This is a genomic window from Streptomyces sp. NBC_00667 (assembly GCF_036226825.1).
In the GTDB taxonomy this organism is placed as follows: Bacteria; Actinomycetota; Actinomycetes; order Streptomycetales; family Streptomycetaceae; genus Streptomyces.
Genome location: NZ_CP109023.1, coordinates 315,998 through 333,758, shown reverse-complemented (window position 1 = coordinate 333,758; position 17,761 = coordinate 315,998). Strand labels below are relative to the sequence as shown.

Annotated in this window: 13 protein-coding genes; all 13 read right to left on the bottom strand. The window is 73.7% G+C overall.

What is annotated here, in order from left to right; translation table 11 throughout:
• The 13 genes from OHA81_RS33955 to OHA81_RS33895 all read right to left on the bottom strand — a co-directional run bounded on the left by OHA81_RS33955 (position 1) and on the right by OHA81_RS33895 (position 17,732).
• Positions 1–1,014, bottom strand: coding sequence for a C45 family peptidase (locus OHA81_RS33955; protein ID WP_329203181.1), 1,014 nt, complete (start codon positions 1,012–1,014; stop codon positions 1–3).
• Complete coding sequence (locus OHA81_RS33950) at positions 1,011–1,622, bottom strand: GNAT family N-acetyltransferase (RefSeq protein ID WP_329203179.1); 612 nt, start codon at positions 1,620–1,622, stop codon at positions 1,011–1,013. The genes OHA81_RS33955 and OHA81_RS33950 overlap by 4 nt, the downstream gene beginning before the upstream one ends.
• Positions 1,623–1,625: 3 nt before the next feature.
• Positions 1,626–1,904 (bottom strand): phosphopantetheine-binding protein, encoded by a 279-nt coding sequence (locus OHA81_RS33945; protein ID WP_329203176.1) that lies wholly within the window; start codon positions 1,902–1,904, stop codon positions 1,626–1,628.
• Complete coding sequence (locus tag OHA81_RS33940) at positions 1,897–3,486, bottom strand: AMP-binding protein (RefSeq protein WP_329203174.1); 1,590 nt, start codon at positions 3,484–3,486, stop codon at positions 1,897–1,899. The genes OHA81_RS33945 and OHA81_RS33940 overlap by 8 nt, the downstream gene beginning before the upstream one ends.
• The gene (locus tag OHA81_RS33935) at positions 3,483–6,815 is read right to left on the bottom strand and encodes a non-ribosomal peptide synthetase (protein WP_329203172.1); all 3,333 of its coding nucleotides are present in this window, start codon (positions 6,813–6,815) and stop codon (positions 3,483–3,485) included. Before OHA81_RS33935 ends, OHA81_RS33940 begins: the two co-directional genes overlap by 4 nt.
• On the bottom strand, positions 6,812–9,076 hold the full coding sequence (locus OHA81_RS33930) for a class I tRNA ligase family protein (protein WP_329203170.1): 2,265 nt from the start codon (positions 9,074–9,076) through the stop codon (positions 6,812–6,814). The genes OHA81_RS33935 and OHA81_RS33930 overlap by 4 nt, the downstream gene beginning before the upstream one ends.
• On the bottom strand, positions 9,073–10,161 hold the full coding sequence (locus tag OHA81_RS33925; protein ID WP_329203168.1) for an NAD(P)/FAD-dependent oxidoreductase: 1,089 nt from the start codon (positions 10,159–10,161) through the stop codon (positions 9,073–9,075). The genes OHA81_RS33930 and OHA81_RS33925 overlap by 4 nt, the downstream gene beginning before the upstream one ends.
• Complete coding sequence (locus tag OHA81_RS33920) at positions 10,161–11,489, bottom strand: lysine N(6)-hydroxylase/L-ornithine N(5)-oxygenase family protein (protein WP_329203166.1); 1,329 nt, start codon at positions 11,487–11,489, stop codon at positions 10,161–10,163. Before OHA81_RS33920 ends, OHA81_RS33925 begins: the two co-directional genes overlap by 1 nt.
• 93 nt (positions 11,490–11,582) lie before the next feature.
• Positions 11,583–12,878, bottom strand: a complete 1,296-nt coding sequence (locus OHA81_RS33915; RefSeq protein ID WP_329203164.1) for an MFS transporter — start codon at positions 12,876–12,878, stop codon at positions 11,583–11,585.
• On the bottom strand, positions 12,868–14,199 hold the full coding sequence (locus OHA81_RS33910) for an ATP-grasp domain-containing protein (protein ID WP_329203162.1): 1,332 nt from the start codon (positions 14,197–14,199) through the stop codon (positions 12,868–12,870). The genes OHA81_RS33915 and OHA81_RS33910 overlap by 11 nt, the downstream gene beginning before the upstream one ends.
• Positions 14,196–15,422, bottom strand: a complete 1,227-nt coding sequence (locus OHA81_RS33905) for a saccharopine dehydrogenase C-terminal domain-containing protein (RefSeq protein WP_329203160.1) — start codon at positions 15,420–15,422, stop codon at positions 14,196–14,198. Before OHA81_RS33905 ends, OHA81_RS33910 begins: the two co-directional genes overlap by 4 nt.
• The gene (locus OHA81_RS33900; protein WP_329203158.1) at positions 15,412–16,473 is read right to left on the bottom strand and encodes a saccharopine dehydrogenase; all 1,062 of its coding nucleotides are present in this window, start codon (positions 16,471–16,473) and stop codon (positions 15,412–15,414) included. Before OHA81_RS33900 ends, OHA81_RS33905 begins: the two co-directional genes overlap by 11 nt.
• A 113-nt stretch (positions 16,474–16,586) precedes the next feature.
• The gene (locus OHA81_RS33895) at positions 16,587–17,732 is read right to left on the bottom strand and encodes a cytochrome P450 (RefSeq protein WP_329203156.1); all 1,146 of its coding nucleotides are present in this window, start codon (positions 17,730–17,732) and stop codon (positions 16,587–16,589) included.
• Between the last annotated feature and the right edge of the window lie 29 nt (positions 17,733–17,761).

Here is a 17,761-nt window from a genome sequence, read left to right as displayed (position 1 = left end):
TCAGAAGGTGAACGTCCGGGTCTCGCTCTGCGAGGGATCGCCCGGGCGCAGGTGCAGTTCGCCCGCGTGCGGGAAGAGGACCACCGCCGCGACGGTGCGTTCGGCGCGGATGTCCCCGCGGTCGGGGACGCAGACCGGCGGGCGCGCGAGGAGGGCGAAGTGGTCCTGCGCCGGGGCGGCCGGGGCGATGCGGGCCAGGCCCTCGGTGGCCGCGCGCAGGCGGCGCACCGAGGAGTTGCGGGCGAAGACGTTGAGTTCGTCCGCCGGGGCGAAGTCGGGGTGCAGGAAGTGGTTGGTGTGCACCGGGTCGCTCCCCTGCCCCACCCGCAGTTCCCCGTCCAGGTGCTCCACGTACACCGCGCGCTCGCGGTCGCACAGCATCAGCGAGCGCGAGCTGGCCAGCGGCAGGTCCGCGAGGAGTTCGAGGGCTTCCGCGACGCTCCCCGCGTGGTCCAGGAGGTGGCGGATCGCCAGGTACGGCGGCACCCCCGGGCCCCACGCGCCGCCGAGCACCAGGTTCAGCCCGACGGCGAGGCCCGCGCGGTTGAGCCCGAGGTAGCCGAGCAGTCCCGCGAAGCTGAGGACCAGTGAGCGCGGGGTCCGCAGGACGGTGATGTGGGTGTCGAGGTTGCCGCTGAGGTCCACCGTCTGGGCCAGGACGGGGGCGGGCCCGGTGCGGGCGTACGTGGTGCAGTCCCCGCCGGTCCGGATCTTGGAGTAGCCCATGATCTCGCGGCGCAGCTGGAGCAGCCAGGCTTCGTCCTCGGTGATGCGGGCTCCTTCCGCGAGCCCGGCCACCTCCTCGGCGAGGTCCGGCAGGGCGGCCGTGACCGCCGCCCGGTAGGCGGCGACCGTCGGCCGGAGCGCGGCGAGCGAGACGGGGGCGTCCGTGAGGTGGTCCAGGCGGGCGAGGCCGTCGTCGAGGAAGGCCCGCAGCGGCGCGGCGAGGGCCGCGCCGTGCGTGCGGCCGACTTCGCGCGCGGTGCCCCGGGCGGCGACGAAGGTGACGCTCATGCGGTGACGGCCGTCTTCGGTCCCCAGGCGAGGGCGGCGCCCACCTCGGGCCATTCGGCGCGCAGGACGCTGTAGAAGACGGCGTCGCGGCGCCGGCCTCCGGGCATGTAGTTGAAGCTGCGCAGGGTCCCTTCCTCGGTGGCGCCGATGTTGCGCAGTCCGCGCCTGGCCTGGACGTTGAGGACGTCGGTCTTGAACTCGACGCGCTCGGCCTCCAGGACGTCGAAGGCGTGCGTGAGGAGCAGCGCCTTCGCCCAGTGGTTGATGCCCTTGCCGCGGAAGTCGCGGCCGAGCCAGGACCAGCCGATCTCCAGGCGCCGGTCGGCTTCGGCCATGTTGCCGAAGCTCATGCTGCCGGCGATTCGGCCGGTCGCCTTGTCGGTGATGACGTAGATGGCCCGTCGGCCGGCGGCGTGGTCGGCGAGCATGGCGCCGAAGAAGGTCTCGAAGTCGGCGTCGTTCTCGACGGCGGAGACGAAGTAGCGCCAGATGTCGGGGTCCATCGCGACGGCGCGGACGCCCTCGCGGTCCGCTTCGGTGACCGGGGTCATCCGGACGCGGTCGTTCTCCAGGATGGCGGCGGCGTCCGCGGCCCAGTTGGTCGTCATGGTTCAGGCTCCGGGGGTCGCGTCGTGGTGGCGGGTGAGGGCGGCGGTGACGTCGCGCAGCGTACGCATGGCGGCGAGGTCGTGTTCGGTGAAGTGGGCGAGGTCGACGCCCGTGTCCTCGCACAGCTCGGTGAGGAAGAGGACCTTGTTGAGGGAGGTCAGGCCGTAGGCGGCGGCCAGGTCCGCGTCGGGGTCGAGCGACTCGGCGGCGACCTCGGGGATCAGGACGAGGGAGAGCTGTTCGCGGGCCGCGGACTCGATCGCGGTGAGGGTGTCAGGCATGGATTCCGGCCTCCTGGCTGTGCAGCTGGTGCGCGTAGGCGCTTCGGATCGCGGGGCGTTTGGGCTTGTACTGGGAAGTCAGCAGGCCGTTGGCGATGCTGAACGGCTCGTCGGCGACGATGACCCGGCTGATCCGCTCGTCGGGGGTGCCGGCGGCGTTCGCCGCGGCGAGGGCGGCGGTGACGGCGCCGGTGTCGGCGGGCAGGGCGGCCGGGGAGACGACGGCGACGAGGTCGGTCTGGGTGGGGCTGAACAGCACGCATTCGGCTATCGCCGGATCGGCCTTCATCAGCTCTTCGACGGGCCGCACCACGATCTTCTTGCCGTTGTCGAGGACGATGACGTCGTCGGCGCGGCCGTGGACGAAGAGGAAACCGTCCTCGTCGAGGTGGCCGATGTCGCCGGTGCGTACGGTGCCGTCCGGCATGAAGACCTTCTCGGAGTCGCCTGGGGCGGCGTACTCGTAGTGGTCGCCGACGGGGTGGGTGCTGCGGACGCTGATCACCCCGTCCTCCCCGATCAGCACCTGCTTGCCGCGTACCACTCGGCCGACGCTGCCCTCGCGGTGGGCCCCGGGGTGGTTCTTGGTGACGATGCACGTCTCGTTGAGGCCGTAGCCCTCGAAGAGCGGCAGCCCGGCCTCCTCGGTGAAGAAGCGGACCAGCGCGGGCGCGGCGGGTGCGGAGCCGGTCCACAGGTAGCGGATGCGGTCGCCGAACAGGGCCTCGGCGACCTGCCGGGTACCGCCCGCGCCGGGGCGCCTGCGCCGGGCCTCGATCTGGCGGCGGGCCGTCTCGTAGAAGGCGGGGACGCCCATGACCACGGTGGGGCGCACCCGGCGCAGGGTGGCGAAGGCCGCCTCGTAGGTGGTGAGGGTGACGTCGTGGCCGTGCAGCAGGGCCGAGTAGACCCAGTAGCGCTGCTGGAGCAGGGAGAGGGGGAGGAAGACGAACAGGTGGTCGTCGGGGGTGTGTCCGAAGATCTCCTGGACGGCTTCGAGGGAGCTCTCGATGCTGCCGGCGGTCGCGCCGAGGCCCTTGGGGACGCCGGTGCTGCCGGAGGTGAACTTGATGGTGGTGACGTCCTGCTCCGCCCAGGTGACCGGGGGCAGGGGTTCCGCAGGGCCGTCGCCGGGTTCGGTCAGGGCCCAGACGTCGTCCGTGCGCAGGGTGCCGGCGAGGGCGGTGGGCTGGTCGGTGCACAGGAGCGTGAGGCCGTAGCGGTCCATGAGCTCGCGCGACGGGGTGAACTTGCCGGGTTCCAGGCCGGCGGTCTGGGCGCCCAGGCGCAGCGCCGCCAGGTCGAGCAGTACCCACTCCAGGCCGTTGGCGGCGAGGATGCCGATCCGCGTGCCCGGGCCGATGCCGAGGGCGCGCAGGTGGTGGGCGAGGCGGCCGGAGCGCTCGTACAGCTCGCTCAGTGCGAGGGAGCGGGTGCCGTCCAGGCGGGCCGCGTGGATGCGGCCGCCGGCCGTCGGGGCGGCGGCGACGAGGCGGTTGAGCGGTGAGGGGGCGGCCGGGGCGGTGACGGGGACCGTGGGGGCGGCCGCCGGGGCGGTGACGGGGACCGTCGGGGCGGTCATCGGGTTTCCCTTTCGGCGAGTACGGCGGCCATGGCGCGGACGGTGTCGATCTCGGCGAACTGGTCGAGGGTGAGGGTGACCCCGAAGCGTTTGCGGGCCGCGGTGAGGATGCGGGCGGCGGCGATGGAGTCACCGCCGAGGGAGGCGAGGGTGTCCAGGGCGCCGATGTCGGCGCGGCGCAGGACGGTGGACCAGATGTCGGCCACCAGCTTCTCGGTGGCGCCGGTGGGTGCCGTGTCGCCCGGTGCCGCGGCCGGTGCGGCGCAGGCGGCCGGCTCCTCGGCGCCGAGCGCCGCCAGCTTCGTACGGTCGACCTTGGCGTTCTTGGTCAGGGGCAGGCTCTCGTGCCAGACCAGCGCCGCGGGCAGCATGTAGTCGGGCAGGTCGGCGCGCAGCGCCCGGCGGATCTCGGCGAGTTCGGGGCGGTGGTCGCCGTCGGCGACGAGGTGGGCGACGAGGGAGCCGCCGCGGGCGGCGACGACGGCCTGGGCGACGGCGTCCAGGGCGGCGAGGCGGGTCTCGACCTCGCCGGCTTCGATCCGGTAGCCGTTGACCTTGATCTGGAAGTCGGAGCGGCCGAGGATCTGGATGTCCCCGTCGGGCAGGTACCGGCCGAGGTCGCCGGTGCGGTAGAGGCGTTCGCCGCGCACCGGGTCCTCGTAGAACCGCTCGGCGGTGCGTTCCTCGTCGCCCCAGTAGCCGCGGGCCAGGCCGGTGCCGGCGGCGACGATCTCGCCGGTGACCCAGTCGGGTGCGTCGAGGCCGTCGCGGTCCAGCACGTAGGCGCGGTTGTTGGCGTTGGGGCGGCCGTACGGGATGGACTCGGTGCCGTCCTCGTCCTCGCGGACGGGGTGCAGGATGTTCCAGATGGTGGTCTCGGTGGGGCCGCCGAGGGAGACGACCTCCAGGCCGGGCTTGAGGGTGCGCAGCGCGGCGGGCAGGGCGGGCGGGAGCCGGTCGCCGCTCATCATGACCAGGCGCAGGGCGGGCGGTACGTCGCCGTCGGCGGCGGCCTGGTCGTGCAGGAGGCCGACGATGGCGGGGACGGAGTTCCACACGCTGATCCGGTGCGCGCGGCACAGGTCGAGCCAGTGGGCGGGGTCGACGGCCTTGTCCCGGTCGGGCATGACCAGGGCGGCGCCGGCCGACAGGGCGCCGAAGACGTCCCAGACGGAGAGGTCGAAGTTGAAGGCGCTGATGGCGAAGAAGCGGTCCTGGGGGCCGATCCGGAAGCGGGTGTGGCAGTCGGCGACGACGTTGGCCACGTTGCGGTGGGTCACCATGACGCCCTTGGGCGCGCCGGTGGTGCCGGAGGTGTAGAGGACGTACGCGAGGTCGTCGGGGTGCGAGCCGGGCAGCCGCGCGGGCACCTCGGCGGGCCCGTCCGGCAGGGCATCGGGGGCGGTCAGGTCGAGTACGGCGAACCCGCCCGCGGCGCAGGCCTCGGCGGGGCCGCCGTCGGTCAGCACGCACCGCACCCGGCCGTCCCGCAGCATGTACTCCTGGCGGGCGGTGGGCAGGGCGGCGTCGACGGGCAGGTAGGCGGCCCCGGCCAGCACGGTGGCGAGGATGCCGATGACCTGCTCGGGGCCGCGCCGCATGACGAGGGCGACGAGTTCGCCCCTGCCCACGCCGTGCCCGCGGAGCCAGGCCGCGGCGGCGGCGGCGCGGCGCAGCAGTTCGCCGTAGCCGACCTCCCGCTCGGTGGTGAGGATCGCGGGGGCGTCGGGGGTGCGGGCGGCCCGGGCCGCGATGGCGTCGCCGAGCATCTCCTCGGGCAGCGGGGCGGCGGTGTCGTTGGCGGCGCGGCGGCGTTCGCGCTGCGCGGGCGGCAGCAGGTCGAAGCTGTGGCGCTGCCAGGCCGCCTCGTCGGCGAGTTCGCCGAGCAGCGTCCCGTACCCGTGCGCGAGGTCGTCCAGCAGACCTTCGGGGAAGAGTTCGTCGAGTCCGTCGAGCTGGATGACGGCGGCCCCGTGCTGCTCCATCGCGAAGGCGTTCAGCCATACCTGGGGCGTCTGGCTGACCGAGTGGACCTCGGGGCCGAACAGTTCCAGCGCCGAGCCGTCGACCTCGCTGCTGACGTGTCCGATGGCGCTGTTGAAGGTGAACGGCATCCGCGCGCCGGCCACTCCGCCGCGGCGGCGGGCCAGTTCCTGCATGACCTCGATGCCGGAGAAGTGGCGGTGGTCGATGTCGGCGTGCAGCCGGCTCTGCAGGGCCCGCGCCCGCTCCACGAAGGGCAGGGAGCGGTCGACCTCCGCCTCGACCAGGAGGGTGTCGGAGAACTGGCCGATGGCTTCGAAGACCCGGGGGTGGACGGGCGGCCGGTTGGCGATGGTGGTGGTGAGGGTGAACCGCTCCCCCGCGCCCCAGGTGGCGAGGGCTTCCGCGTACGCGGCGAGCAGCAGCGCGGAGGGCGTCAGTCCGGCGGCGGCGGCCCGCTCCTTGACGGCCGTCCACCGCTCGCGTTCGACCCGCACCCGGCGCTGGGTGAAGCGGGAGCGGGTCAGCGCGGCCGGGCTGGTGCGCAGCGGCAGGTCGGGGTGGGGGGCGAGGTCGTCCACCCGGCGCATCCAGTACTCGCGGGAGCGGCGGGCGGGGGCCTTGCCGCGGGCGGCTTCGAGGGCGGCGAGGTAGTCGTCGTAGGCGAACTCGACGGGCGCGCCGGGGCCTTCGGCGGGGCTGCTCTGGTAGGCGCGCCACCAGGCGCGGAAGAACAGGAACATGCTGATCCCGTCCATGACGAGCCCGTCGTGGCCGACGTGGAGGACCATCTTGTCGTCGGCGAGGAGGGTGACGTCGACGCTGAGCAGCGGGGCCCGGTCGGCGGGCAGCACCTGGTGGGAGCGCTGCTCGCGCAGTTCGGCGCGGAGCACCTCCTGCTGCTGCGGGGTGCGGTCGCGCAGGTCGAGGCGGCCGATGGGCAGGTGGGCGTGGTGTCCGTACTCGGTGACCTGGCGGTCGTCGGCGAGGAAGCGGGAGCGCAGGGCGCTGTGCGCGCCGATGACGGTGTCGAGGGCGCTCTGCAGCCGGTCGATGTCCCAGACGCCTTCGATCTCGTGGAAGACGTGGCTGGCCACGTCGCCGATCTCGAAGACGCCGCTGCGGCCGATGTAGTAGCTGCGCTGGAGCGGGGTGAGGGGGAAGCCGGGGCCGTGCTGGGCCTCCCGGGCGAGGTGGGCGACGAGTTCGGCTTTGGCGGCCTTGACGCGGGTGATGAAGTCGGCGTCCATCCGGTCGCGGTTGCCCTGGAGGCGCAGGTCGCCGTCGGCGAGGGCGACGGACAGGCCGCGTTCGGCTATCTCGCGCAGGATCAGGCGGTGGTTCATCGGGGCTCTCCCTCTGTGAGGGCGGCGACGGCGGTGTCGTCGGCGCGCTCGGCGATGACGGCGGCGAGCTCGTCGAGGGTGCCGCCGTGCAGCAGTTCGTCCATGGACAGGTCCACGTCGAGGGCGTCGAGGATCTGGTACTGGACGGTGACGGCCTGGAGGGAGCCGGCGGCCAGCTGGGTGAGGGTGCGGCCGGCGATCTGCTCGTCGTCCTCCAGGCGCAGGGCGCTGCGGACGATGCCGGTCAGCCACGGGGTGAGGGCGCTCGGGGCGCGGGGTGCGCCGGCGGGCCGGAAGAACACGGCGTCGGCGAGGGTGACGGCGGTGCCGGGCGCGAGGAGTTCGACGGTACGGGGCCACGTGCGCGGGGCTTCGAGGCCGAGGGCGGCCGCCAGCTTGTCGGCGAAGCGGGGCATGACGGGGGCGGCGGCGTGCGCGAGGAGGCGGGCGGCGGCCAGTTCGAGGGCGATGGCGGTGCGGTTCTCGTCCGCCCAGGCCCCGGTGTCGGCGAGGAGGCCTTCGCCGCGGGCGAAGCGGACCGTGTCGCGGACGATGCCGTCGAGTTCGGCGGCGGCCTGGTTGAGGGAGAACGCGTCGTTGTCCAGCGCCCCGGTGACGGCGGTGAGGCGGGCGCCGAGCCGGGCGAGGAACGCGGAGTGCTCGGGCGTCCAGTTCCCGGCGTCGGGGGCGTGGCCGCCGTGGTGCTTGGCGACGCGGGCGCCGAGGTCGTTCAGCCACTGCTGCCAGGTGCCGATGAGGGTGTCGTCGAGGGTGGCCTCGTAGGCGGCGCGCCGGAAGTCGGTGCGCAGGCCTTCGGGGCGGGTGGAGGCGAGGAAGTAGCGGACGGAGTCGACGGTGTCGGGGCTGAGGATCTCCTTGCCCCAGATCGCGTGCCGGCGGCTGGTGGAGAACTTGCTCCCCTCCAGCAGGTAGAACTCGTTGACGTGGTAGTCGATGTCCGGGGTCCAGCCGGGGAAGGCCAGCTTGTAGAGCACGGGGTAGAGGACCGCGTGGTAGAAGCTGTTGTCGTAGCCGAAGAAGTGGACGATCTTCCAGTCCCGGGCGGGGTCGGCGGCCCTCCAGTCGCGGCCGAGGCGGGAGCCCAGTGACTGGATGCCGTGCAGGAAGCCGTAGCTCATCTCCGGCCACACCCAGATGACCTGGCCTTCGGTGGCGTTCTCCTGCGGTTCGACGCCCCAGGTGGAGGGGTGGGTGACGGGGACGTCCAGGGCGGGGCGCCGGAAGAGCCGGTCGGCGAGTTCGCGCAGCCGGGCGGGGACCCGGCCGAGCCGGTGGTGTGCGCGTACGTCGTCGGCGAAGGCGTGCAGCGGGAGGGTCCAGCGGGCGGCGGGGGCGCGGCGGGGCGCCGTGGTGGAGGCGGCGGAGACCGGGTCGGTGAGGTCGGCGACGGTGTTGGGTTCGCCGCACTCCTCGCAGATGTTGCCGGAGGTGGTGGCGCCGCAGCCGGGGCAGCCGCCCTTGACGTCGACTTCGTAGAGGTACTGGCCGCTTTCGGCGTCGTACAGGGCCTCGTGGGCGGTGACGGCGATCCGGCCGGAGTCCACGACGCGGCTGAAGAAGTCCTGGAGGCCCTCGCGGTAGGCGGGGTCCTGGTCGGTGACCGTGTACTGGTCGAGCGGGATGTCCATCAGCCGCAGGGTCTCGGCGATCTCGGCGCTGTAGTGCGCGGCGGTCTCGGCGGGGGTGCGGCCGTCCTTGCGGGCGGCGCCGACGACGTAGCTCTGGTAGTCGTCGCTGCCGGTGAGGTGGTAGGCCTCGGCGCCGGTCATCCGCTGGAAGCGGGTGAAGGCGTCGGCGCCGAGGTAGGGGCCCGAGAGGTGGCCCAGGTGCAGGTCGCCGTTGGGGGTGGGCGGGGTGGAGAAGACGAAGACGGGCCGCTCGCCGAAGCCCTTGCGGGCGGGGTTCGCGGCGGAGGCCAGGGCCCGGTCGCCGTCGCGCCAGTACTGGGTGAAGAAGACGAGGTCGCCTTCCCCGGTGTTGGCCAGGACGTGCGTTTCGAACGGTTCGAAGAGGACGACAGTGCCCGGTTCGGCGGGGTGGCGCTCGCCGCTGTCGAGGACGAACTCGCCGCTGCCGCGGACGATGACGAACAGCTCGGTCTCGTCGTGCTGGTGGCGGTCGGCGGCCCGGCCCGGCGCCACCCGGCCCCAGCCCGCGCCGGTGCCGAGGCCCTCGACGCCGCTCATGTCGATGCCGAAGGCCTGTTCCAGGACGTCGGCGTCATAGCTGGCGATGATCATGTCGTGGCCTTCCGGGGTGAGGCGGGCAGGGAGAGCAGGTCGGCGGTGCGGGCGGCGAGCGCGGGGGCGAGGCGGTACCCGGAGCCGCCGGCGGCGCCCGCGAAGACGGTCCGGCCGTCTTCGGTGAGCGGGGTGACCAGCGGGTGGCCCTGCGGGCCGTACGCGTCGCAGAAGACGCGGCCCGAGTGGCAGCGGTCGACGAGCTGCGGGGCGTAGCGGGTGAGCAGGGCGCGGGCCTCGTCGAGGTGGCCGGCGGTGGGGGCCGGGTCGATGTGGGCGGGGTCGACGTCCCATTCGCGGCAGGTGTAGCTGAACAGCCAGTGGCCGCGGTGGTGCAGGGGCAGCAGGAACGCGTCCTCGTCCTGGAAGACGATCGCCCCGTCGCCGGTCCGCGGGGGGACGTCGATGTGCAGGGCGACGATCTTCTTGACGCGGGCGCCGAGCGGGGCGACGAGCTCGCGCCAGGCGGGGTCGGCGAGCCAGGGCCCGGGGGCCAGGACGACGCGGCCGGCGGTGAGCGCCGCGCCGCCGGTCAGGGTGAGGCGGACGTGGTCCGGGCCGGCGTCGAGGGCGGTGACGGCGACGCCTTCGCGCAAGAGGAGGCGGGGACGCAGCTCGGCGCCGAGCTGCTGGGTGAGGGTGTGGACGTCCGCGTACTGGCAGCCGTCGCCCTGCCAGGCGCCGTATCCGGCGGGCAGCTGCGGGACCGAGGACGGCAGTTCGGTGGTCCGGCGCAGCTTCGCCTCGGGGAGGTAGACCTCGTGCAGCCGCTCCTCGGCGGCCTCGGGGGCGAGGACGGTCATGGGCAGCGGGTGGATGGGCAGGTCGGGGCGCAGGGTGTGGAGGTCGGCGTAGAAGCGTTCGCTCTCGGCGGCCAGGGTGCGCACGGTCTCGGTGGCGCCGCGCGGGAAGTGCAGTCCGGCGGAGCGGCGGCTGGCGCCGGAGCCGATCATGTCGCGGTCGAGGACGGTGACGGTGGCGGCCGGGTCGCGGGCGAGGATCTCGCGGGCGATGAGGACGCCGAGTATCCCCGCGCCGACGACGGCGACGTCGCTGCGGGCCCCGGCGGGGGCGGCGGTGTCCATCAGGCGCTCCACCGTTCCTGCGGTGCGGGCTTGGTGGACCACTCGATGAAGGAGGCGAGCTGCTCGTCGCCGCGTACGCCGCTGATCCGGTCGGCGATGCGCCGGCTGCGCCAGGCGTTGAGGCTGAGGTTGGGGTCGGCGAGGCCGCGCTGGCCGCGCACGCCGTTCTGGACGAAGATCCGCCGGTCCTCGGGGCCGTCCCAGCGGACGGCGTAGTCCTCGTCGACGCGCAGTTCGTCGCCCTCGCGCTCCAGGCGGTCGGCCAGGGGGGAGAGGAAGTCCATGGCGGCGGGCCGGTAGCCGGTGGCCCAGACGACGACGTCGGCGTCGAACTTCTCCACCGATTCGGGTTCGCCGGTGTGGCGGGCGCTGACTTCCCAGCCGGCTACGGGGGCGGGGCTGACGTCGAACACCTCGCGGCCCGGGTGCAGGGCGACCAGGTCCTCGTTGCCCTCCACGAAGCGGTGGACGTAGATGCCCTGGTAGATCTCGCGCAGGGTGGATTCCGAGATGCCGTCGCTGGTCAGGATGTTGCGGGCGTTCAGCGACTGGCGGCGCTCGCGGGGCAGTGCGTAGAAGTAGTCGGCGTGGCTGGGCATGTAGTAGTCGTTGGTGAACGGCGAGTCGTCGATCGGGAAGTAGTTCTGCCGGCGGGAGATCCAGGAGACCCGGCGGGGCAGTTGCCGGCCGGAGCGGGAGATCAGGTCGAGGAAGGCCTCGGCGCCGGACTGGCCCCCGCCGATGACGACGACGCGTTTGCCGCCGAGGTCGTGGGAGGCGTTCAGGTAGTCGGCGACGTGGAACTGGGTGGGACCGAGCCGGCCGGCGCCCTGCGGCGGGACCCAGGGGCGGCTGCCGACGCCGACCACGACGTTGTCGGCGGTGACGGTGCGGCGGTCGGTGTGGACGGTGTAGGTGCCGCGCCGGTCGTCGAAGCCGACTTCCCGGACGTCCTCGCCGAAGGTGATGTTCTCGTTGCGGCGGCTGGCCCACGCCAGGTAGTTGCGGAATTCCAGCCGGGGCACGTCGTCGAACTGGGCGTTGAGGAAGTGGTAGACCCGGCCCTTCTCGTGGAGGTAGGCGAGGAAGGAGAAGGGGCTGGCGGGGTCGGCGAGGCTCACCAGGTCCTTGAACTGGGAGACCTGGAGGGTGGTTCCGGGTATCTGCTGGCCGTCGTGCCAGCTGAAGGATTCCTTGCGGTCGAGGAAGAGATTGGGCATGTCCGGCCTGCAGTGCAGCAGTGACGCCAGACTGAGGTTGGCCGGGCCCACGCCCACTCCCACGCAGCGGAAGTGCGTGGCACCGGGCGGGAAGCTCTCGTGCGCCATGGTCGGAACCTCTCGTTCGAAAGCGTGCGGAAGCGCTGGGAGGCTTCGGAAAGCCTCGGGAAGCGCTGGGAAGCCTTGGGAAAACGGAAACGGTCAGGCGGTCCGGGTCCGGCGGTCGTGTACGGCGATGAGGCCGCAGGCGGTGGCGAGCAGGGAGCAGGCGCCGACCAGTGGCCACACGAGGGAGCCGAACTGGAGGAACAGCCAGGTGCCGGCCATCGGCCCGAGCGCGGAGCCCAGGCCGAACATGAACTGGAAGCTGCCGATGTAGCGCGAGCGCAGGGGCTCGGGTCCCGCGCTCGCCGGGTAGGCGAAGACGGCGGGGCCGCCGAGGATCTCGCCCAGCGACCAGACGAGCGTGCCGATGACGACGGCGGCCGGGCCGATGGGCAGTCCGTAGCAGGCGACTCCGGCGCCGACGAGGGCGAAGCCGAGACCGACGGTGATCTTGAGCGGCCAGCGCTGGGAGACCTTGGTGACCAGCAGCTCGAAGGCGATGACGATGAGGCCGTTGAGCGCGACGGCGAAGGTGTACCAGAAGAGCGCCATGCCGGCGTCCTTCATGTACAGCGGGAGGGTGGAGAGGTACTGGGTGTAGACGGCGGCGTGGCAGAAGGCGGCGGTCAGGTAGAGCAGGTAGCGGCGGTCGCGCAGGACGGCCGCGTAGCCGCCGCGGGCGCCGGTGGGGACGGGAGCGGCCGCGGGGTGCCGGGCGGCCTTGGCGGGGAGGGTGGCACGGGCGACGAGGGCGTAGGCGAGCGCGATGACGGCCTCGCCCCAGAAGAGGAGGGTGTACGAGTGCCCGCCCGCGTTGTAGAGCGCGTAGCCCAGCAGCGGGGCGGCGGTCGCGCCGACGTTGAGGCCGAAGCGGTACATCGCGAAGATCATGATCTGCCGGTCGCCGTCGGTCTGGTCGGCCAGCAAGGTGGCGGAGGCCGGCCGGAACAGCTGGGCGCCCATGCTGACCAGGGCGATCGCGCCGAGCAGCAGGGTGAAGTCGGGCAGGTAGAGCAGGGCGGCGGTCAGCACGGCCGTGCTGCTCATGGACACGACGGTGGCGTGACGGATGCCGAGCCGGTCGGCGAGGGTGCCGCCGACGAGGGAGCCGGCGACGGCGCCCGCCCCGTAGACGCCGAGGGCGATGACGGTGCGGGCCTCGGAGTGGCCGGCGTCGGTGAGGAAGAGGACGAGGAAGAGCTGCAGGAAACCGCTGAGACGGTTGACGAGCACCCCGGCCAGTACGGTTTTGACGGCGGGCGTGGACTCCTTGAAGGTGTCCCATACGGCGGCGCGTCCGGCGCTCGTCGCGGCGCCCGGCCGGGTCTGCGGTTCGGCCACCGCGTCGGCCGCCGGGTCAGCCGTTGCTGCTGGTCTGATGTCAGTGCTCACCGTCGGCCTCCGGGTCGGTGGTGACCGTGACGGCGCCGCGGACGCGCCGCTCCAGCTCGTCCAGTCCCTGCGGGGTGGGCGCGTCGATCAGGAAGGTCACCGCCCGGTCGTCGGAGCTGGCGAGCGGCCCCAGCCGCGCCCCGGCCTCCTTGAGGACGAACAGGGCGCGCAGCGTGGCCGGGTCGTCCTTCGCGCCGGGCGCGAGTTCGGGCCACATGCCGGACTCGCCGACCCACAGCGGCCGCACCCCCGGCCAGTCGAGGGTGACGCCGGCGAGCGGGCCCGTGCCGTGCTCCAGGTACACCTGGCGGGCGAAGCGGGTCGGGGCCGGGTAGGAGGCCGGTTCACCGAGCGCGATCCGGATGATCTCCGGTTCCATCGGCTGCCCGGTGGCGAGGTGGTAGAGGGCGAGCAGACCGTCGCCGGGGGTGCGGGCGGCGACCTCCATCAGGTACGGGCGGCCGTCGTCGCCGGTGCGCCACTCGGCGTGGGCGATGCCGTCGCGGAAGCCCAGCGCTTCGAGCATCCGGCGGTTGGCGTCGAGCAGGGCCGCGTCGGCCTCCGCACGGGCATTGGGGACGGAGTGGGCGAGTTCCACGAAGGTCTGCGCCCCGGACTCGGTGGTCTCCTTGCGGGTCACCGAGGTGAAGACGGGCCGGCCGTGCTGGACCAGGGACTCCACGGAGTACTCCTGGCCGGTGACCTTCTGCTCGATCAGTACCGTCTCGTGGTCCGGGTAGGACGTCAGCAGCTCGCGCAGGGCCGCCTCGTCGCCGACCGCCACGACCCCGGAACTGGAGTGGCGGGTGGCCGGTTTGACGACGACCGGGTACCCGAGGGCGGTCAGGTCGGCGTCCTCGCGGCCGCCGGGCGGCACCACCAGGGAGGCCGGGCTGTACTCCTCCAGGTACCAGCGCTGGAGGTACTTGCTGCGGCAGACCCGGGTGGCGCGCAGTCCGGGGCCCGGCAGGCCCAGCGCGTCGCACAGCAGCCCGGTCTGCTCGACGAGGGTCTCGCCGACCGCGTAGGCGCCGCGCACGGTGTAGCGGCCGCGCCAGTGGCGTGCCCGGGCGACGAACCCGGGGGTGTACGAGCCCTCCTGGTCCAGGGAGCCGTCGACGTAGGCGATGTCGTCGATGAGGTGGGCCGGGTGCTCGGGGTCCTTGCGGGCCGTCTCGGCGGCGTCCCGGTGGCGCTCGTCCGTGACGAGCAGGATCCGGAGGTTGCGGGCGGCGAGTTCCTCCAGGTAGCGGGGGTTGCGGCAGACGACCCGGAAGGCGCCGGTGAGGACGAAGGCTTCGGGCGGGCTGGCGTGGGTCATGCCGTGGCTCCTGACGGGTTGCTGGAGGGGTACGCGTCGGCGGCCGGGGCGGGGCTCTCCTCGTACGTTCCGGCCAGGCCCCGGGCGGCGAGGAAGGAGAGCCAGCGGGCGGTCTCGCCGGGCGTTTCGGCGGCCCGGGCCAGACCGGCCGGCAGGGCGCCGGCCAGGATGCGGGTCACTCCGTAGGCGACGGGCAGGGAGACGCAGCGGGCCATCGCGGACTCGGCCGCGTCGCCGGTGACGTCGAGGAGGTGGGAGCCGCGCCAGTGGGCGCCGTCGGCGGTGCGCAGTTCCAGGGCGACGGAGAGGACGACGCGGTCGCGGTCATCGGCGGTGGTGGGGTGGCGGGCGGCGAGTTCGGCGGCCAGGGCGCGTACGGCGGCCAGGTCCCCGCCGGCGACGGTTTCGAAGACCTCCTTCCAGGCGGTGCGCCAGCCCGCGTTGCGCAGGGTGCCGCGGACGAAGGTGTCGAGCTTCCAGTGGGCGGGGATGCCGTACTGGGTGACGAAGGGGAGGCTGTCGCGGTTGGGGTAGACCTCGAAGTCCTCCCCTGCGAGGGTCCGGGTGCGGGTGGCCTCCCAGGGGCGGGGGACGGTCACCTCGGCGCCGGCCTCGATGTGCCGGGCCGGGGAGCCGAGGGCGGCGAGCACCCCGTACGGGGCCCAGCTGAAGCGGTAGCGGAAGGCGTTGGGGACCGCCGGGACACCGCCGCAGTAGGAGGTGAACCGGGCGGTCGCGGGTATCTCGCCGAGCGCCTCGCGGGCCCGGGCGACCAGGTCGTGGGCCATCAGGTGGTCGATGCCGGGGTCGAGTCCGGCCTCGGTGAGGACGACCGTACGGGCCTCCTCGCCGGCTTCGGCGGCGAGTTCGGCGAGCTCCGGCGAGACGTAGCTGGTGCAGGCGAAGTGGGCGCCGCGTTCGATGGCCAGCCGCAGCAGCGGGGCGTGCTCGGCGGCCGGGAGCATGGAGACGATGACGTCGCCCGGGCCCGCCTCGGCCGCGAGGGCGGCCGGGGCGGAGGGGGCGAGGGCGCGGACTTCGGCGCGGCCGGTGAGGCCGAGCGCGGCCAGTCGGGCGGCGGCGCGCTCGGCGGTGCGGTCCCACAGGACGACGCGGGGGGCGCTCTCGCAGACGAGGGCGAGTCCGGAGCGTCCGGTGGACAGGCCGGTGCCTATCCAGTGGACGGTGCCGGAGGCGGGTATGGCGGGCCGGTCAGCGGACATGGTGGGTCTCCTGGGCCTGGACGGCCGTCTCGAAGGTGTGCAGGGCGCGGGGCCAGACGCCGTCCCACTCGGTCAGGCGCAGCAGGTGCGGGGCGAGTTCGGCGGAGAAGGCGGTGCTGGCCTCGACGGGGAGGAGGGAGGGCAGGTTGTCGATGGCGATCAGGTCGAAGCGGGGGGTGTCGGGGCGCAGGGTCCGGACGGGCTCGTCCCAGGTGGTGGTCTCGTCGTAGACGGGCAGCACGTTGTGTGCGGAGGTGACGTCGCAGGTGACGTCGGAGACGAGGGTCAGGCGCCGGGTGGTGTCGTCGAGGTCGGTCTTGGTGAGGAACGGCGGGACCGGGTCGGTGGTGAGGACGGTGTTGACGAGGAGGTCGTGACCGAGGAGCGCGGCGCGGTCGAGCCGGCGGGTCTCGGCGAGGTCCCAGCGGGTGGGGGTGAGGCCGGCCGTGGTCAGGGCGTCGCAGGCGCCCCGGCCGCTGCGGCCGAGGGCGCCGATGACCAGGGCGGTGCTCGCGTCCTCGGCCTCGGTGGCTTCGAGGAGGGCGTCCAGGGTGGCCCGGTCCGTGGGGCGCAGGGGGGTGGTCAGCTGCCCGCGCCGGTGCAGGACGGCGAGGGCCGCCCCGACGTACCCGGCCCAGTAGCCGAAGGCGGCGACGCGGCGGCCGCGGTCGTCGGTGAGGTACTCCATGTCGAGGAGGGCGCCGCCGCCGGCGGTGAAGCGGGAGAGCAGTGCGCCCGCGCCGGCCTGGCCCTTGTAGGCGTGGCCGAAGTAGACGTGCCGGTGGCGCAGCGGGGTGCGGTCGTCGGGGAGTTCCTTGAGCCCGAGGACGTAGGCGTCGTCGGGGGCCAGTTCGTGCCAGGAGTCGGTGGGGGCGCTCTCACAGCCGGCGGCGATGTAGTCGGCGAGGGGGAACACGCGCTGGTCGCAGGCTTCGACGGTGATGCGCAGGCCTTGGGCGACGAGGTGGGCGGCGTCGTCCGGGGTGAGCGGCGCGCGGCGTTCGGTGGGGCGGGACTCGTGCCGCATCCAGAGGTGAATACTGTCCGACATCTTACGATTTGTCCTATCGGGAGGCATGGGGGTGGGAGGCCCCCGGCCATCGCTCTGTGACGGGGGTGCGCGGTGACGGGGGTCGCGGTCCGGTGCGTGGGGTGGCGGCGGGCTCAGATCAGCGGGATGCGGGCGTTCGCCAGGGGGCGGTAGGCCGGGTTCGAGGGGAAGGTGGACGGGGCAAAGCCTGCCGCGAGGAGTTCGGTGACGACGGCCGTGGCGAGGGCCACGGCGAGCGTTTCGCCCGGGCAGCGGTGGGCCGATGCGCCGAAGGTGAAGACCGCCGGATTCACCCGGCCGGGGTGCAGCGCGTGGGGGTCCGGGTTGACGGCGGGGTCCCGGTTGGCGGCGGCGAGGACGACCAGCACCTGCTGGCCCGGCTCGACCTTGGAGTCGGCGTGGACGAAGGGCTCGGCGGCGAAGCGGCGGGTGTTCTGGATCGGGGCGTCGTAGCGGACCACTTCGCGCACCAGCGCCTCGATGCCGCCGTCGCCCGCGGGGGCCGCCGGGGCCGCTCCCCGGGCGAGGGCGACCAGGGTGTTGCCGATCAGGCCCGCGGTGGCGTCGTAGGTCTGTGACAGGAACCCGACCGCGTTGGAGAGCAGCGGCGCCGAGTGCGGCCATGACGCCCGGTCGGCGGCGCGGACCAGCTCGGCGAGGAGCCCGTCGCCCCGCGCCGTCAGACCCGGTGCCAGCAGCTCGCGCAGCCGGGCCGCCGCGGTCGCCGCGGCCTGCTGCTGCGCAGGGGTCGCGGTGGCGGGGATGCACTGGACGAAGTCGCCGATGGCCCGGGCCGCCTCCTGCCCGGCGCCGTCCGTCAGGCCGCTGAGCGCGGCGACGACGCGGGCGGGGACGGAGAACATCAGTTCCTCGTGGGGGACGTCGCCGCCCGCCGCGAGAACCTCCCGGGTGAACTCGGCGGCCAGGCGGGCCGCGTGGCCGGTGTCGGCACGGGCCAGGGCGTCGGCCACCACCGTCTTGAGCCGGGCCTGCGTGGGGCCGTCGGTCATGCGCACCAGGTCGCCGAAGACCTCGCCCGCCGCCGTCCCGCCGATCCCGGCCGGGACCGGCTCGGCCGGCGGCCGCACCCGCAGCGCGTCGCTGCCCAGCACCGCGCGCACGGCGGCCGCGTCGGCGGCGACCCAGACCCCGAGCGCCTCGTCGTAGGCGAAGGGGCGCTCGGCCACCAGGCGCGCGTAGAAGGGGTAGGGGTCCGGGAGGCGGACCGCCTCGATCGGTGTGGTGGTGGTGCTGGTCACGTCCTGCTCCTTGCCGGGGTGAACACGTA

Coding starts and splice junctions, on each gene's coding strand:
- OHA81_RS33945 (WP_329203176.1), bottom strand. CDS start 1,904: ATGCCTGACACCCTCACCGCGATCGAGTCCGCGGCCCGCGAACAGCTC.
- OHA81_RS33955 (WP_329203181.1), bottom strand. CDS start 1,014: ATGAGCGTCACCTTCGTCGCCGCCCGGGGCACCGCGCGCGAAGTCGGC.
- OHA81_RS33950 (WP_329203179.1), bottom strand. CDS start 1,622: ATGACGACCAACTGGGCCGCGGACGCCGCCGCCATCCTGGAGAACGAC.
- OHA81_RS33940 (WP_329203174.1), bottom strand. CDS start 3,486: ATGACCGCCCCGACGGTCCCCGTCACCGCCCCGGCGGCCGCCCCCACG.
- OHA81_RS33910 (WP_329203162.1), bottom strand. CDS start 14,199: ATGACCCACGCCAGCCCGCCCGAAGCCTTCGTCCTCACCGGCGCCTTC.
- OHA81_RS33935 (WP_329203172.1), bottom strand. CDS start 6,815: ATGAACCACCGCCTGATCCTGCGCGAGATAGCCGAACGCGGCCTGTCC.
- OHA81_RS33930 (WP_329203170.1), bottom strand. CDS start 9,076: ATGATCATCGCCAGCTATGACGCCGACGTCCTGGAACAGGCCTTCGGC.
- OHA81_RS33905 (WP_329203160.1), bottom strand. CDS start 15,422: ATGTCCGCTGACCGGCCCGCCATACCCGCCTCCGGCACCGTCCACTGG.
- OHA81_RS33920 (WP_329203166.1), bottom strand. CDS start 11,489: ATGGCGCACGAGAGCTTCCCGCCCGGTGCCACGCACTTCCGCTGCGTG.
- OHA81_RS33925 (WP_329203168.1), bottom strand. CDS start 10,161: ATGGACACCGCCGCCCCCGCCGGGGCCCGCAGCGACGTCGCCGTCGTC.
- OHA81_RS33900 (WP_329203158.1), bottom strand. CDS start 16,473: ATGTCGGACAGTATTCACCTCTGGATGCGGCACGAGTCCCGCCCCACC.